Origin of the sequence: Bordetella genomosp. 5 (assembly GCF_002261315.1) — a bacterium.
Taxonomy (GTDB): domain Bacteria; phylum Pseudomonadota; class Gammaproteobacteria; order Burkholderiales; family Burkholderiaceae_B; genus Bordetella.
In genome coordinates this window covers 242,102-256,330 of the sequence record NZ_NEVP01000007.1, presented here as the reverse complement: position 1 = coordinate 256,330, position 14,229 = coordinate 242,102, and the positions used below count along the sequence as shown (strand labels likewise).

The 14,229-nt window shown below is 69.4% G+C and carries 14 protein-coding genes; 10 read left to right on the top strand and 4 right to left on the bottom strand.

All coding sequences use genetic code 11. The features are described from left to right. Positions 1-130 precede the first annotated feature (130 nt). A complete protein-coding gene (locus CAL25_RS13180) occupies positions 131-1,027 on the bottom strand; it encodes a LysR family transcriptional regulator (protein WP_094800666.1) in 897 nt (298 codons plus the stop codon). Between the two features lie 105 nt (positions 1,028-1,132). Between CAL25_RS13180 and CAL25_RS13175 the strand changes: the two genes are divergently transcribed. The 4 genes from CAL25_RS13175 (at position 1,133) to CAL25_RS13160 (ending at position 6,340) form a co-directional block, all read left to right on the top strand. Then, positions 1,133-2,428: an MFS transporter gene (locus CAL25_RS13175; RefSeq protein WP_094800664.1), complete on the top strand. Its 1,296-nt coding sequence runs from the start codon at positions 1,133-1,135 to the stop codon at positions 2,426-2,428. 137 nt (positions 2,429-2,565) lie between these two features. Further along, positions 2,566-3,612 (top strand): hypothetical protein, encoded by a 1,047-nt coding sequence (locus CAL25_RS13170; RefSeq protein ID WP_094800662.1) that lies wholly within the window; start codon positions 2,566-2,568, stop codon positions 3,610-3,612. Positions 3,613-3,742: 130 nt separating this feature from the next. Next, positions 3,743-5,059 (top strand): chloride channel protein, encoded by a 1,317-nt coding sequence (locus CAL25_RS13165; RefSeq protein ID WP_094800806.1) that lies wholly within the window; start codon positions 3,743-3,745, stop codon positions 5,057-5,059. A gap of 111 nt (positions 5,060-5,170) precedes the next feature. After that, positions 5,171-6,340 (top strand): GGDEF domain-containing protein, encoded by a 1,170-nt coding sequence (locus tag CAL25_RS13160; RefSeq protein WP_094800660.1) that lies wholly within the window; start codon positions 5,171-5,173, stop codon positions 6,338-6,340. A 7-nt stretch (positions 6,341-6,347) separates the two neighbouring features. Here CAL25_RS13160 and CAL25_RS13155 read toward each other — a convergent pair whose 3' ends face one another. Further along, positions 6,348-6,560 carry a YdcH family protein gene (locus CAL25_RS13155; RefSeq protein WP_094800658.1) on the bottom strand — a complete coding sequence of 71 codons (213 nt, stop codon included), beginning with the start codon at positions 6,558-6,560 and terminating at the stop codon, positions 6,348-6,350. 122 nt (positions 6,561-6,682) lie between these two features. Then, entirely contained in the window at positions 6,683-7,615 is a 933-nt protein-coding gene (locus CAL25_RS13150) for a LysR family transcriptional regulator (protein ID WP_094800656.1), read from the bottom strand. Between the two features lie 121 nt (positions 7,616-7,736). On the opposite strand from CAL25_RS13150, the gene CAL25_RS13145 reads away from it, so the two are divergent. The 4 genes from CAL25_RS13145 to CAL25_RS13125 all read left to right on the top strand — a co-directional run bounded on the left by CAL25_RS13145 (position 7,737) and on the right by CAL25_RS13125 (position 11,745). After that, on the top strand, positions 7,737-8,675 hold the full coding sequence (locus CAL25_RS13145) for a dihydrodipicolinate synthase family protein (RefSeq protein ID WP_094800654.1): 939 nt from the start codon (positions 7,737-7,739) through the stop codon (positions 8,673-8,675). 68 nt (positions 8,676-8,743) lie between these two features. After that, a complete protein-coding gene (locus tag CAL25_RS13140) occupies positions 8,744-9,712 on the top strand; it encodes a Bug family tripartite tricarboxylate transporter substrate binding protein (protein WP_094800652.1) in 969 nt (322 codons plus the stop codon). Further along, positions 9,702-10,406 carry an SDR family NAD(P)-dependent oxidoreductase gene (locus CAL25_RS13135; protein ID WP_094800650.1) on the top strand — a complete coding sequence of 235 codons (705 nt, stop codon included), beginning with the start codon at positions 9,702-9,704 and terminating at the stop codon, positions 10,404-10,406. The genes CAL25_RS13140 and CAL25_RS13135 overlap by 11 nt, the downstream gene beginning before the upstream one ends. Before the next feature lie 442 nt (positions 10,407-10,848). Then, positions 10,849-11,745, top strand: a complete 897-nt coding sequence (locus CAL25_RS13125; RefSeq protein ID WP_094800646.1) for a hypothetical protein — start codon at positions 10,849-10,851, stop codon at positions 11,743-11,745. Positions 11,746-11,792: 47 nt separating this feature from the next. Here CAL25_RS13125 and CAL25_RS13120 read toward each other — a convergent pair whose 3' ends face one another. After that, complete coding sequence (locus CAL25_RS13120) at positions 11,793-12,284, bottom strand: MarR family winged helix-turn-helix transcriptional regulator (RefSeq protein WP_094800644.1); 492 nt, start codon at positions 12,282-12,284, stop codon at positions 11,793-11,795. Between the two features lie 151 nt (positions 12,285-12,435). Here CAL25_RS13120 and CAL25_RS13115 point away from each other — a divergent pair, with 151 nt between their 5' ends. Beyond that, complete coding sequence (locus tag CAL25_RS13115) at positions 12,436-13,701, top strand: flavin-dependent oxidoreductase (RefSeq protein ID WP_094800642.1); 1,266 nt, start codon at positions 12,436-12,438, stop codon at positions 13,699-13,701. Beyond that, positions 13,698-14,177, top strand: coding sequence for a DUF3237 domain-containing protein (locus tag CAL25_RS13110; protein ID WP_094800640.1), 480 nt, complete (start codon positions 13,698-13,700; stop codon positions 14,175-14,177). The genes CAL25_RS13115 and CAL25_RS13110 overlap by 4 nt, the downstream gene beginning before the upstream one ends. Positions 14,178-14,229: the final 52 nt, after the last annotated feature.

The window sequence follows — 14,229 nt, the reverse complement described above, 5'->3', positions numbered from 1 at the left end:
TCTGGAACCGCGCAGAGTGGGGCCGCCTTACAGGACGGCAAGCGTAGCCGATTTTCTTATCGTGTAGCGATTACTTGCGGCTCGTAAGGCTGGGCTGGCGAGAGGGTTATTCCGGTGGGCCGGGGAGCGGTCAGCCCGCCGGGTGGGCCAGCTCTCGCAGCAACAGCACGGCATTGCGCGCGGCGGTCGAGCGCTCGTGCCGTCGATAGGCCATGTCGAGCAGGGCGCGCGGCGCGTCGCCCTTGATCGGACGGTATTCGATGCCCTCGGCGCCCATGTGCCGCATGGCGGCGGGCACCACCGAGATCCCCACGCCCGCGGCGACGAGGCTGATGATCGACGCCATTTGCGGGGCTTCCTGGATCACGCGCGGCGTGAAGCCGGCACGCTGGCAGGCCGCCTGGATGGCGTCGTACAGGCCTGCGCCGACCGGCCGGGGGTAGAGCACGAATGCCTCCTGCGCCAGGGCGTCGATCGGCACCGAGCGGCGGCGGCACAGCGGATGGCCGGGCGGCAGCGCGACAAGCATGGGTTCGTCCAGCACCCGCTCGGAGGCGTGCTCAGGGGCGAGCTGGTAGGGCGGCCGCACGAAGGCCACGTCGACGCCGCCTTCCCGCAGGTGCTGGAGCAGGGCCTGCGTGTTGCTTTCTTCCAACGATATATGCACGCCCGGATAGCGATCGCGATAGGCGCGGATGGCCTGGGGCAGATAAGGGTGGAACACGGCGGAGGCCGTGAACCCCACCGCGACCGACCCGCGCTCGCCTCGGCCCAGCCGTCGCGCGGTGTCCGCCGCGCGCACGGCCGCCGCCAGAATGGCGCGGGCGTCATCCAGGAACTGGCTGCCCGATTCGGTGAGCGCCACGCCACGCGGCAGGCGCAGCAGCAGCGGCGTGCCGAGCTCGCGCTCGAGTTGCTGGATCTGCAGAGACAGCGGCGGCTGGCCGATGCCGAGCCGCGCCGCGGCACGGGTGAAGTGCAGCTCTTCGGCGACCGCGACGAAATAACGCAGGTGGCGCAGTTCCATTTTTTTAGAATATGGAGGGATACAGTGCCATATATTGGACAAATGATAGGGCGGCGTCTACTTTGACGGTGCGGGCATGTGGCCCGCGCGTCTCCCGAGATCGTCATGTCCCCCCCGTCTTCCCCCGCGGTCACCGCCACCCGTTCGCAGCGCGAGCCGGGCGACACGTGGCTGCGCCGTGGCTCGCGCGAGCTGCATCGCGCCCAGTGGGCGTTGTTCGCCGCGGGCTTCAGTACGTTTTCGTTGCTGTATTGCGTGCAACCGCTGATGCCGCTCTTCACGCAGGCCTTCTCGGTGTCGCCGGCGCAGAGCAGCCTGTCGCTGTCGCTCGCCACCGGCCTGCTCGCGCTCGCCATCTTCGGCGTGGGGCTCTGGTCGCAGGCGCTGTCGCGCAAGGGCGTGATGGCGATTTCGCTGTTCGCGTCGGCGATATTGTCGCTGTTGGCGGCCCTGGCGCCCGACTGGCATTCGCTGCTGGTGCTGCGCGCGTTGCAGGGGCTGGCCATGGGCGGCGTGCCGGCGGTGGCCATGGCCTACCTCGCCGAAGAGGTCGAGCCCGACACGCTGGGCTTCGTCATGGGGCTCTATATCAGTGGCAGCGCGTTCGGCGGGCTGACCGGACGCATCGTCACGGGCTTCGTGTCCGATCACATGGGATGGCGCGCCGCGCTCGGGGCGCTCGGCGTGCTGGGCCTCGTGGCGGCGCTGCTGTTCCTGTGGCTGCTCCCGCCCTCGCGTCGTTTCGTGCCTCGCCGCGGCAATGGCTGGCAGGAGGCGCGCACGGGTCTGACCGTGCACCTGCGCAATGGGCCGCTCGTGAGCCTGTTCGTGCTGGGTGGCCTGCTGATGGGCGCCTTCGTCACGGTGTACAACTACGTGGGCTTTCGCCTGTTGCTGCCGCCGTTTTCCCTGTCGCAGACCTTCATCGGCGCGATCTTCGTGGTGTACCTGGTCGGCATCTTCGCCTCGACCTGGTTCGGCCGGCTGGCCGATCGCCACGGCCGCGGGCCGATGCTGGTCGCGGGCGCTTCATTGGCGTTGGCCGGCCTGTTGCTCACGCTCTCCGACAATCTGGGCGTGTTGATCGCCGGCATCGTGGTGTTCACCTTCGGCTTCTTCGCGGCGCATGCCGTGGCGAGCGGCTGGGTGGGGCAGATGGCGCGCGGCTACAAGGCGCAGGCCGCCGCCCTGTATCTGCTGGTGTATTACCTGGGCTCGAGCGTGCTGGGCGCGGTGGGGGGCAAGAGCTGGGCCCACGCGGGCTGGACCGGCGTGGCCGAACTCACCGGCGTGTTTCTCGTGCTGGCGCTCGGCGTGGCGGGCACGCTGTGCTGGCGCAACGCGCGGCAGGCGCGCGCCGAGGCGGGCGCCGAGGCTGGTCTGGACCGCGCGGGTCCCTGAGTACCTGTCGCCTGTTGACGGCCGGCGCGGTCGTCATGGGTGCGCGCGCAACGATCGAGGCCGCCTGCGGGCGGCCTTCTTCATGGGCGGGCTCGTGGTATCGTGCGCCGCGCCGCGTCCGTGGAGTACCCGCAAACATGACCGAATCGATGCAATCCCCCTGTGAGCTGGCGCGCGCCTTCGCGCGCGCGCTGCGCGTTGGCGCGCGTGGTGCCGTGCTGGCGGCATGCCTGGCCGCGGGGTCGGGCGTCACCCCGGCCGTGGCGGCGTCGTCGCAGACCAAGGCGCAAGGCCAGGCACCGGCCCAGGTGCGGTCCCTGGCCGAGGAGCCGCGCGTGCGCGCGGATCTGCTGGAAGTGCTGGGCTACGCACGCGGCAGCTATACGATGCCGCAGGCGCTGGTGCTGACGCAGGTGCTGCAGGCGCTGCATTCCGATGCGGCGCGCCGTCGTATCCCGCTGGACGACGGGCGCTACCTGCTGAGTTCGCTGGATGAAACCACGCGCGGCCGCGACCGTGCGGCCCTGCTCTACAACGCACAGGGGCAGCTCGCGGCCGTCGGGCTGGTCAATGGCCAGTGCCATCTGGGCGACGAAGGGCTGCTGGACTGCCGCGCGGAAGACGAGGCGTGGCTGTCGGTATTCGTTCCGGTCACGCGCGCGCCCACGCGCGACGCGGCGATTCTCTCGACCTTCGAGCGCTGGGCCGCGCAGCCCCCGCTGCTGGACGACGCACCGGTGCAGCAGCGCATCGCGCATGTGGAGCTGGTGCCGGTGGAAGCGGGTGCGCAGACCTGGGGCGCGGCGCAGTTGCCGCCAGGATTCCCGCTCGCATTCGTCGCGCTGGCGCCGGGCCACGTGGCGCTCGAAACGGCGGCCGGCGGTGGCGCCTACACCTTCCCGCCCGCGCTCGAAGGCGTGCCGCTGGTAAACGACTGGGACGAGCAGGAAGGACGGCCGCCGCGCGCATTCGAGATCGCGTGGCGCAGCTATGCGCCCTACGACGAGGTTCGCACGCAGAGCATGCGTCGGGCCGGCGGCGCGCGGCTGCAGCGCGGCGCGCACGGCGTGGTCCTGAGCGGCGAGCGCGACGGCTACAGCTATATGTTGCAGCTCGACGATGAGGGCGAGGCGGGCGTGCTCGTCACCCTGGCCCTCTGGCGCGGGACCTTGCCGCACCCCTGAGACGGGCGGCGCGCGCGCCATACACAGGTGTTAACGCGCGCTTGACGCGACCCTGCGCATAATGGTCCTGCCCGCCAGCGTGGCGGGCAGCGCACGCCGGCGCGTCCGGCGGCTCCGCTCGCGCCTCCGCATGCCGTCCGCCTCCTCGATACTTCGTTCTCGCACCAGACCCTTCGCGCTCGCCGCCGCCGTGGTGCTGGTGGGCATCGGCGCGGGTCTGGCGGGCATGGCGCTCGGGCTGTTGTTGCACGCGGTCCAGCACCTGGCCTACGGCTACGGCGCGCTGGGCCACGAGAGCTTCCTGCAGGGCGCCAGCGCCGCGCCGCCGTGGCGCCGCGTCGCCGCGCTGCTGATGGCCGGTGTGGTCGCCGGCGTGGGCTGGTGGGCGCTGCGGCGTTACGGCCGCCGGCTGGTGAGCGTGCGCGACGCCGTCGGGGCCGCGGCGCCCGGCCAGGCCATGCCCGTGGGCAGCACGATCGTGCACGTGCTGCTTCAGATCGTGACGGTAGGCCTGGGATCACCGCTGGGCCGTGAAGTGGCACCACGCGAGGCCGGCGCGTTGTGGGCGGGCAGCGTGGCGCGCTGGATGGGACTGACCGCGGCGCAATGCCGTGCGCTCGTGGCGTGCGGCGCCGGAGCGGGGCTGGCCGCGGTCTACAACGTGCCACTTGCGGGCGCGCTGTTCGTGCTGGAGGTGCTGCTTGGCACCTTTGATCGCGGCATTGCCGTGATGGCACTGGCGAGCTCGGCGATCGCGGCCGCCGTCGCGTGGACGGGGCTGGGCGTGCAGCAGCAGTACGCGCTCGGGCCCATCGCACTGGACTGGCCCCTCGCCATGGCCGCCTGTGTGGCCGGGCCCCTCTTCGGGCTGGCGGGGCAGGCGTTCGCCCGCGCGACGTCCGCCGCGCGGGCGGCCGCGCCGCGAGGCGCCGCGTTGCCGTTCGTGGCGCTGCTCAACTTCGGGGGCATCGCCTGTCTGGCCGTCGTGCTGCCCGCGCTGCTGGGCAATGGCAAAGGGCCCGTGCAGCTCAGTCTGGACGCCAGCCTGCCGCTCGGCATGGCCGTGCTGCTGCTCGGGCTGCGCGTGCTCATCACGCTGAGTACGTTGCGGTCGGGCGCACAGGGCGGCTTGCTCACGCCGGGTCTCGCGGTGGGCGCTCTGCTGGCGCTGGTCCTGGCGCACTGCGCGGATGCCTGGAGCGCGACGCCCTGGCTCGATCCCGCCGCGTTCGCCCTGATCGGCGCGACGGCGTTTCTGGCGGTCTCGATGAACATGCCGCTCACGGCGCTCGTGCTGATGCTGGAGTTTACCCACGCGCCGCTGCAGATGCTGGTGCCGCAGGCGCTCGCGGTCGCGGGCGCCACGGCGGCGGCACGCTGGAACGCGCAACGTATCGAGCGCGCATCATCGCGTCGAGATGCGGCGCACATCGCGGGTAAACACTGAATTTCGCACGATTTTCCGTGCAGATCTGACAAAGATCATCGCAGCGCAGGATAGACCTGTTATAAATCGCGCCTTGAGGTACGCCAGCAAAATGGCAATGGAAGCAGGGGCGTGGATAAGGGATTGAAATTCAGCCTGCCGTCGTGGCGTTTGACGCGGTGGCTGACGGACAGTGGTGTGGACACCCCCGCCGAGATTCGCGTCGCCCTTATCGCGAGTCTTTTCGGAACATTGCCGATTTTTGCCGGCGGCGTCATCAACACGATCATGATCTCGGGCGTCGTGGTGTGGCGCAATCCGAATCCCCTCTACATCTCGTGGCTCGCGCTCGAGATTCTGCTCGGCGTGATCCGCGTCACGGTGCTGCGCAACTCATTGCGCGCCGCGCGGCGCGGCGAGCGCACCCAGACCGACCTCTATCTCTTTCTCGCACTGCTGTGGGCCTTCAGCGTGGGCTACGGCGTGCTCATCACGTTCATGAACGGCGACTGGCTCGCGGCCACGCTGGCGGGTGTCTCGTGCGGGGCCATGGCGGGCGGTATCTGCTTTCGCAACTACGGCGCGCCGCGCCTGGTGGGCGCGATGATTCTGCTCAGCCTCGGACCGATGTGTATCGGCGCGTTGTTCACGGGCGAGTGGGTAATGGCGATCGTGTTCATCCAGGTGCCGTTCTATCTGATCAGCATGACGATCGCTTCGCATCGTCTCAATCGCATCCTGGTGGCCACCATGCTGGCCGAACGCGAGAACGATCGGCGCGCGAGCGAAGATCCGCTCACCGGGCTGGCCAACCGGACCGGACTGCTCACCGCCCTCGAGCGGGTGTGCGGCGCCGCGCGGGCGCACACGCAATGCGCCGCGCTGCTGTATCTCGATCTCGATGATTTCAAGATCGTGAACGACAGCCATGGCCATGCGGCGGGCGACCATGTGCTGCGCACGCTGGCCGCGCGCATGCGGTCGATGCTGCGCGTGGGCGATGTGGCGGCGCGCATCGGTGGCGATGAGTTCGTGATGCTGGCGACCGGCGTTCAACCGGCGGCGGCGACGCGCCTGGCCGAGCATCTAATGCATGATCTGTCGCAGCCCATCGTGCTCGAAACCGGGACGCGGGTCGAGGTCGGCGTATCGGTCGGCATCGCGATGATCGATGCCACCAATGCCGATGCGCAACGTGTGCTGGAAGCCGCCGATACGGCCTTGTACCGCGCGAAGGCGCAGGGTGGAATGCGCAGCGCCTTCGCGGGCGGTTCGCCGGAGTTTGCCGACGCCCTGGGCTGACCTGGCGTCAGCCGGTGGCCTTCAGCATGGCGTAGAGCTGATCCTTGAGGTGCAGCTTTTCTTTCTTGAGCTTCTCGATATCCAGCAGGGTGGCCTGCTCGCGGCCCGCCTCCATTTTCTGGATCTGCTGATCGAGCTCGCCGTGCCGGTCGTACATCCGCGAGAAGTGCGGATTGGCGCCGTTGAGCTTCGATATCAAGTCGCGATACTCAGGGAACATAAGGACCTCCTGGGGTAAAACGTCCGTGCCTCCGTGCCCGAAGCCACGAACCGGAAAGAGACCGTGTTCTGATCGGACCAGTATAGGCCAAGCCAGTCCTGCGTCGCTCGATACGCGTCGGACTACGGCGCGGGGGCGCCTTGCGCCAGCGCCCACAGCCGCTCGGCGACCTGGGCCATGTCGAAGGGTTGGCGATAGAGGCAGATTTCGAGCGGGATGTCCCACTCGGGGCCTCCCGCGCGGACGAGGCGGCCCGCGTCGAGGTCGTCCTGGACCAGCATGGCCGGCAGCCACGCGACGCCGCGGCCCTGAACCGCCATCGAACGCAGCAGCGTGGCGTGCGGGCCCACGAAGGTGGCCTGCACATGGCCATCGCGTACCGACTTCTGCCGCAACTGGCTCATCACGATGCGGCCCAGCCCCGATGCCGGCCCATACGCCAGGAACGGCACCGCGCCCTTGCCGGCCAGGGCATGCGCCGGTGCGTCGGTCGAGCCCGCCGCGGGCGCGCTCACGGGCATGAGCACATCGGTGCCCAGCCGCACCATGGGGTAGGGCGTTTCGTCGAGCCGGCTCGCCACGTCGGGATGACGGTGGCACAGCAAAAACTGCACGCGGCGTTGCGCCATGAGGTCTTCGCAGGCCTGGAAACTGTCGGACATCATCTGAATCGCACCCACGCCGAGCTCGGCCTCGAGCCGGGTGAGCCAGCGCGGAAAGAACATCAGCGACAGCAGATGGGTGGCGGCGAAGCGCAGGCTGGCCGCGTCCTGGGCGTGCGCGGCGAGGGCCTTGATGCGGGCAGCCTCGAGATCGGCCATCACCTGCTTGAGCAGCGGCAGGAACTTGTGTCCGGCGGCGGTGAGCTCGGTGGGATGGGTGCTGCGATCGAACAGGTCGGCGCCCACCCATTCTTCGAGCGCGCGGATGTGGCGGCTGAAGGCGGGCTGCGCGATGGCGCGTGCCTCGGCGGCGCGCGAGAAGCTGCCGGTCTCCGCCAGGGCGCAGAAGTCCTCCAGCCAATTGGTATCGAGCGGACGGTTCTTGAGTCCCATGTGTGGTGAGGTCGCTGCGGTGCAGCAAAGATAATTCTATGCAATTCGAGTATTGGACGGGCCAGATACGCTGCCGCAATCATAACGGCCATCACGACTCACACGACAAAGGAGACTCAGCATGGCTTCCATCTCGAACTATCGCGGCATCATTCCGGCGATTTCGTGCCCGTTCACCAAGGATCACCGCATCGATGAGCCCGCGCTGCGCCGCCTCGCCAGCTGGCTGGCCGAGCATGAGCGCGTGGTGGCCGTGATGACCAACGGGCATACCGGGGAGGTGTTTTCCCTGACGCCCGCCGAACGCGCCGAAGTCACCCGCATCGTGGCCGACGAGCTGCGCGGCAAGTTGCCCGTGATTTCGTCGATCGTCTGCGAGGGCCTCGCCGAAGCCGCCGAACATGCCCGCGCCGCGCGTGCGGCCGGCGCCGCCGCGCTCGACGTCATGCCGCCGCACCACTGGCTGCGCTTCGGCTTCACGCCGCGCCATGCGCTGGATTACTTCAAGGCCATCCACGAGGCGGCGCCCGATCTCGATCTGGTGTGCCACGTGTACCCGGCGTGGACGCGCGCATCGTATTCGTCGAGCCTGTTGGCCGATCTGGCCCGCCTGCCCTATGTGCAGGCGTTCAAGGTCGGTCAGCGCGACATGAACAAGTACGCACGCGACATCCAGGCCCTGCGCGAGGCCGACGCTTCGAAGGCCATCCTCACCTGCCACGACGAATACCTGCTGGCCTCGATGGTGCAGGACATCGACGGGGCACTGGTCGGGTTCGCGACGTTCATTCCGCAACTCATCTCCGACCTGTGGGACGCCGTGAAGGCAGGCGATCTCAAGCGGGCGCAGGCGGTGCAGGCCGTGATTACGCCGCTCAAGGACGCGGTGTACGGCGGCGGCGAGCCCACCGGCGAGGCGCATGCCCGCATGAAGGCCGGCATGTATCTGGCCGGCGTGCTGGAGAGCGCCACCGTGCGCCCGCCCACCGAGGCCCCGAACGACGCCGAAATGAAGGCGTTGCGCGATGCGCTGGCGCAGGCCGATCTGCTGGCGCGCTGAAACACGACGACGGCGCGCCCGCGGGCGCGACGCCATCTGCACAAAAACATAAATCGAGGAGACATCTCATGCAGAAGAAAATGTTGTGGCACATTGGTCTGGCGCTGTGCGCGGCGCTGGGCAGCGGCGTCGTGCATGCCGAGGACAAGTACCCGTCGAAATCCGTGCGTTTCGTGATTCCGTTCCCGCCGGGCGGCACGCTCGATATGCTGGGCCGCGACGTGGCGGCCAAGCTCAGCGAGCAGACCGGCCAGAGTTTCATCGTGGAGAACCGCTCGGGCGGCAACGGCATCATCGGCGCGGACGTGGTGGCCAAGTCGCCGGCCGACGGCTACACGCTGCTGTTCAACGCCTCGACGTTCACCACGGCACCCATGACGATGAAGTCGGTCCCGTATGCGGTGGAGAAGGATTTCGTGCCCGTCGCGATGGCAGGCAAGGCGCCTCTGTCGGTGTCGGTCAAGAAAGATCTGCCCGTGAATGATCTGCCGGGCCTGCTGGCCTATGCCAAGGCCAACCCCGGGCGCCTCAGCTTCGCGGTCGGCTCGATCGGCTCGGCCGGCCACCTCGCCACCGAACTGCTCAAGCGCCAGGGCGGCCTCGATTACATGGTGATCCCGTATCGCGGCACGTCGCCCGCGCTGCAGGACCTCGTGGGCGGCCGGATCGAGGGCTTCATCGACCCGGTGCTCGGCGCGATCTCGTACTACAAGGGCGGCATGCTGAAGATCATCGCGGTGACGTCCGACACGCGTCTGCCCAACCTGCCCGAGGTGCCGACGGTGGGCGAAACGCTGCCCGGTTATCAGTTCTACAGCTGGTATGGCCTGTGGGCGCCGGCCGGCACCCCGCCGGCCATCGTCACGCAGCTCAATGCGCAGATGAACAAGGCATTGGGCGCCGGGCTCAAGGAGAAGTACGAGCAGCTCGGCGTGACCATCAGCGGCGGCTCGGTGGCCGAGTTCGCCGAGTTCCAGAAGGCCGACATGGCACGTTCGCGCAAGATCGTCGACGAGGGGAAGATCCGTGTCGACTGAGGGCGCACGCGGCACGGCGGTCGTGACCGGGGCGGCCGGGGGCATCGGCCTGGCCATCGCCCGGCGCCTGCTGGCGGACGGCTGGTCCGTCGCGGGCGTGGATCTCGGGCCGGCCGCGCTGCAGGACGCCGCCTACCGCCATATCGCGGTGGATCTGTGCGATGCCGCCGCGGCCCGTGCCGTCCTCGGCGATCTGGCGGACGCGCGGGCGCTGGTGCACGCGGCGGGCATCCTGCGCGTCGGGCCGCTCGCGCAGCTCGACCCGGAAGACGGCGAGCGCATGTGGAAGCTGCATGTGGACGCGGGCGTGCGGCTGGCGCAGGCGCTGACGCCGCGCATGGCGGCGGCCGGGGGCGGGCGCGTCGTGCTGATCGGCAGCCGCGTCGCGCAGGGCATGCCGGGACGCAGCCTCTATGCCGCGTCGAAGGCGGCGCTGGTCGCGCTGGCGCGCAGCTGGGGCGCCGAGCTGGCGAGCGAGGGCGTCACGGTGAACGTCGTGTCGCCCGCGGCCACCCAGACCGGCATGCTGAGCGACCCCGCGCGGGCCGGCAGCGCACCGCGACTGCCGCCGATCGGCCGCCTCATCCAGCCCGAAGAGATCGCGGCGCTGGTGGCCTTTTTGCTGTCGCCGGCGGCGGCCGCCATTACCGGTCAGGACATCGCGATCTGCGGCGGGTCGTCGCTGCCGCGCTGAGCGCGGCGACGCGCGTCACGATCACGGTGGCGCCGCCCGCGGCTTGACCCAAATCGCCTATTTGCTAGTATCGCGGCCTGTCCGATCTCTTTGATTCGCCGCGTATGCACCCCGCCCAGATTCCCTGCCAACCCGCCCGGCGCCAGCCGCGCGCGGGTGCGCGCGCGGGACACGGCGCGCGGCCTTATCCGGGTGCCGTGCGCATCAGCGGCCGTGGCGCCTGCCGGCCCGTGCACGCGCCCGTGTCGTTGCTGGGCACCCAAGAGCTCGCACAACGGCGCGCCTACGCGCGCGCCAAGCCAGGCTGAGCGCCGCTTCCTTCGTCTAGCCACCTGACCGCCCGCGGCAGCCTGCCGCTTGGGCGGTCGTCGTCCTGTCCACGTCGCGCCGCGCGCAGCCTTTCTGAGGCTGGCGCGGCGAGGCACGCGCTCAAGCTTTACTCATGCAACTCACCAAAAATTTCGTCAAAGCGAAAAACCCCTGCACGTCCGGCTACCGATGGTTCCTGCGCGATCAGCAGGGCAGCGGCGACTACCAGGCGGTGCTCGATGCCCTGGTCGCCGCCGGGCGCATCGACGACGCCTGCTGGCTGCTCGACCAGTTCGGCCCGACCGACACCGTGCTCGAGCTCGATGAGCTCGACGCGCATGCGCTGATCCATGCCGGCACGATCCGGCTGCGGCGTGGCGGCTTGGTCGACGGCATGTTGCGCGCGGGCGGCGGCATCGTCACCGCGGGTGGCCTGCGCGCCGGCACGCTGGTGGCGGGAGGCCGCATCGAGGCCCGCGCCAGCGTGATCAGCGCGGGCGCGATTCGCTGTGGCGGCGACCTGCGCGCCGCGTGGGGCGTACAGGCCGGCACCACGCTCGATTGCACCGGTGAGCTGCGCGCACAATGGGAAGTCTCCGCGGGCGGGGACCTGAACGTGGGTGCCATGCTGCGGGCGGGCGACTCGGTGCAGGCGGGTGGCCTGCTGAAGGTCGGCCATGGCATCAAGGCAGGTGGCGACGTGCAGGCCGGCAGCGATCTGCTCGTGGCCCGCGGCATCGAGGCGGGCGGCGATATCCTGGCCGGCGATCATCTGGAGACGGGCTGGGGCATGCGCGCGGGCGGCGCGGTGCGGGCCGGCATGGCGATCCGCGCGGGCGAGGGCATCGACGCGGGCGGCGACATCGTGCCGGGCGAAGGTCACGGCGTGTATGCGGGGCTGCGCGTGCGCATGGATGCCTGGGCCGTGGCCGCGCGCGTGCGGGCGCCGCGCTGCGCGGGACCGCTGCTCAGTGGCCATTGGGTGGTGGCCGAGGCCGAACCCGAGGCCGAGATGGCGGACGCGCGCTAGCACTTCGGCGTGGCGCGGCCGGCGTGGCGCGGCCGGCCCGACAGGACTCAGCCGAGCAGGCCCAGCAGCTCGATCAATTGCCGGCGTTGGGCGGGTGCGAGGCGCGCGCTGATGCGTTGGTCATGCGACTGCACGGCAGCGGTGATCTGCTGCAGCGCCCGCCGGCCCGACGCCGTGACCGCCAGCGCATAGGCGCGGCGATCGGCGGGCGTCTCGCGTCGTTCCACCATACCCAGCGCCTGTAATTGGTCCACCACCTGTACCGCGCCGGAGCGCGCGATGCCGAGCGCGCGCGCGAGGTCGGTGAGCTTCATGCCGTCGTTGTTCGCGATCAGCGTCAGCGCCGAGAAGCGTTGCGGCGTGATGTCCCAGTCGGTCAGGGCGGCGAGAAAATCCTCGTAGATCGTGATCTGGGCGCGCCGGATCGCATAACCCACGAGGTCGTCGAGCACGCCGTAATCCAGACCGGCGACGTGCGGCTCGAAGTGTTCACCGCGAGCCGCAGGTCGGCGCGCGCGCAGGGCGGGAGTTCGTGTCATGGGTGTGGGGCGAGTTGGGGGTCTACCCTAGCGTGCAACGGCGTTATGCGCCAGCGGATTGCGGGAAAACCCCGGCAGGCCAAAGTCGGGTATTTTGTTATGGTACATAACAATTAAACGAACTCGACCGCGCTGCGGATCTGGAGGAGACATGCAAATTGCCATCGCCGGCGCCGGCATCGGCGGGCTCGCGCTCGCATTGATGCTGCATCAGCGCGGCATCGCGAGCCGCATCTACGAAAGCGCCCAGGAATTGCGTCCGCTGGGCGTGGGGATCAATCTATTGCCCCATGCGGTGGACGAGCTCGACCAGATCGGACTGGCGGCGCCGTTGCGCGAGCTGGCCGTCGAGACGGCGGCGCTGCATTACTACAACAAGCACGGGCAGCCGATCTGGGAGGAGCCGCGTGGCGTGGCTGCCGGCTATCCCGTGCCCCAGTATTCGGTGCATCGTGGCGAATTCCAGATGCTGCTGGCTCAGGCCGTGCGTGAGCGCCTCGGCCCCGATGCGATCACCACCGGCGTCGTGCTGGAGTCCGCCCGCACCGAAACCGGGCAGGCCGTGGCGAGCCTGCGCCGCCGCGCCGACGGCGCGCTGATCGATGTGGCCGCCGATGTCGTGGTGGGGGCCGACGGAATTCATTCGGCTCTGCGCCGGCAGTTCTATCCGCAGGGCGACGAGCCGCGCTTTTCCGGCCGCATGCTGTGGCGCGCGGTGACCGACGGCGCGCCCTATCTCGATGGCCGCACGATGTTCATGGCGGGCCATCAGGATCAGAAGTTCGTCTGCTATCCGATTTCCGAGCCGCTGCGCCGCGCGGGGCGGTCACGCATCAACTGGATCGCCGAACTGGCGGTGGGCGACGGCGAGCTGCCCGCCACCGACTGGAATCGCCGCGTCGACAAATCGGTCTTCGCCGAGCGCTTCGCCGACTGGCGCTGGGACTGGATCGACATTCCGGCGATCATCGCCGGGGCCGAGGCCATCTACGAATTTCCGCTGGTCGATCGTGATCCGCTGCCGCGCTGGACCCGCGGCCGTCTTACCCTGCTGGGCGATGCGGCGCATCCGATGTATCCGATCGGCTCCAACGGCTCGGCGCAGGCGATTCTCGATGCGCGTTGCCTGGCCGATTGCCTCGTGCAGGCCGGCGCGGGCACCCTGCGCTCGACCGAGACGGCGCTGCTGGAGTACGAGGCGCTGCGGCTGCCGCCCACCGCCGGCATCGTGCTTCGCAACCGGCTCAACGGGCCGGAGCAGGTGATGCAGATGGCCGAGGAGCGCGCACCCGGTGGCTTCGCCGACGTGCACGACGTGATCCGCGCCGACGAACTGCAGGCGGTGTCGTCGCGCTACAAGCGCCTGGCCGGCTTCGATCCGGCGGCATTGCGCGCGAGCCGGGAGCAGCGGGCATGAGCGACTTCGTCTTCGACGGCGCGTTGCCGGCGCTCGAACATCTGGCGACGGTGGTGGTGCAGGTCGATCCGCCACAGGAAGTGGGCGATACACCCCAGGGCCGGCGGCGGGTGATCCCGATCACGGGAGGCACGGTGCGCGGCGCACGTTTGAACGGCCGGGTGCTGCCGGGCGGAGCCGATTTTCAGCTCATCCGCAGCCCCACGTTCACCGACATTCACGCCCGCTATGTGATCGAGACCGAAGCGGGGCAGCGTGTCTATGTGGAGAACACGGGCATTCGTACCGGCTCGGCGGAGGACATTGCCCGGCTCGCGCGGGGCGAGCCGGTGGACCCCGCCCGCATCTATTTCCGCAGTTTTCCCCGTTTCGAGACCGCCGAGCCCAGTCTCGCGTGGCTCAACGACAGCCTGTTCGTCGGGACGGGGGCGCGTTATCCGGACCGGGTGGAGTTGAACTTTTTCCGCCTGGGCTGAAGTGGGACCGCAGCGCCTGCTCGGGCTGCATTCGATCGTGCATAAAAAAACA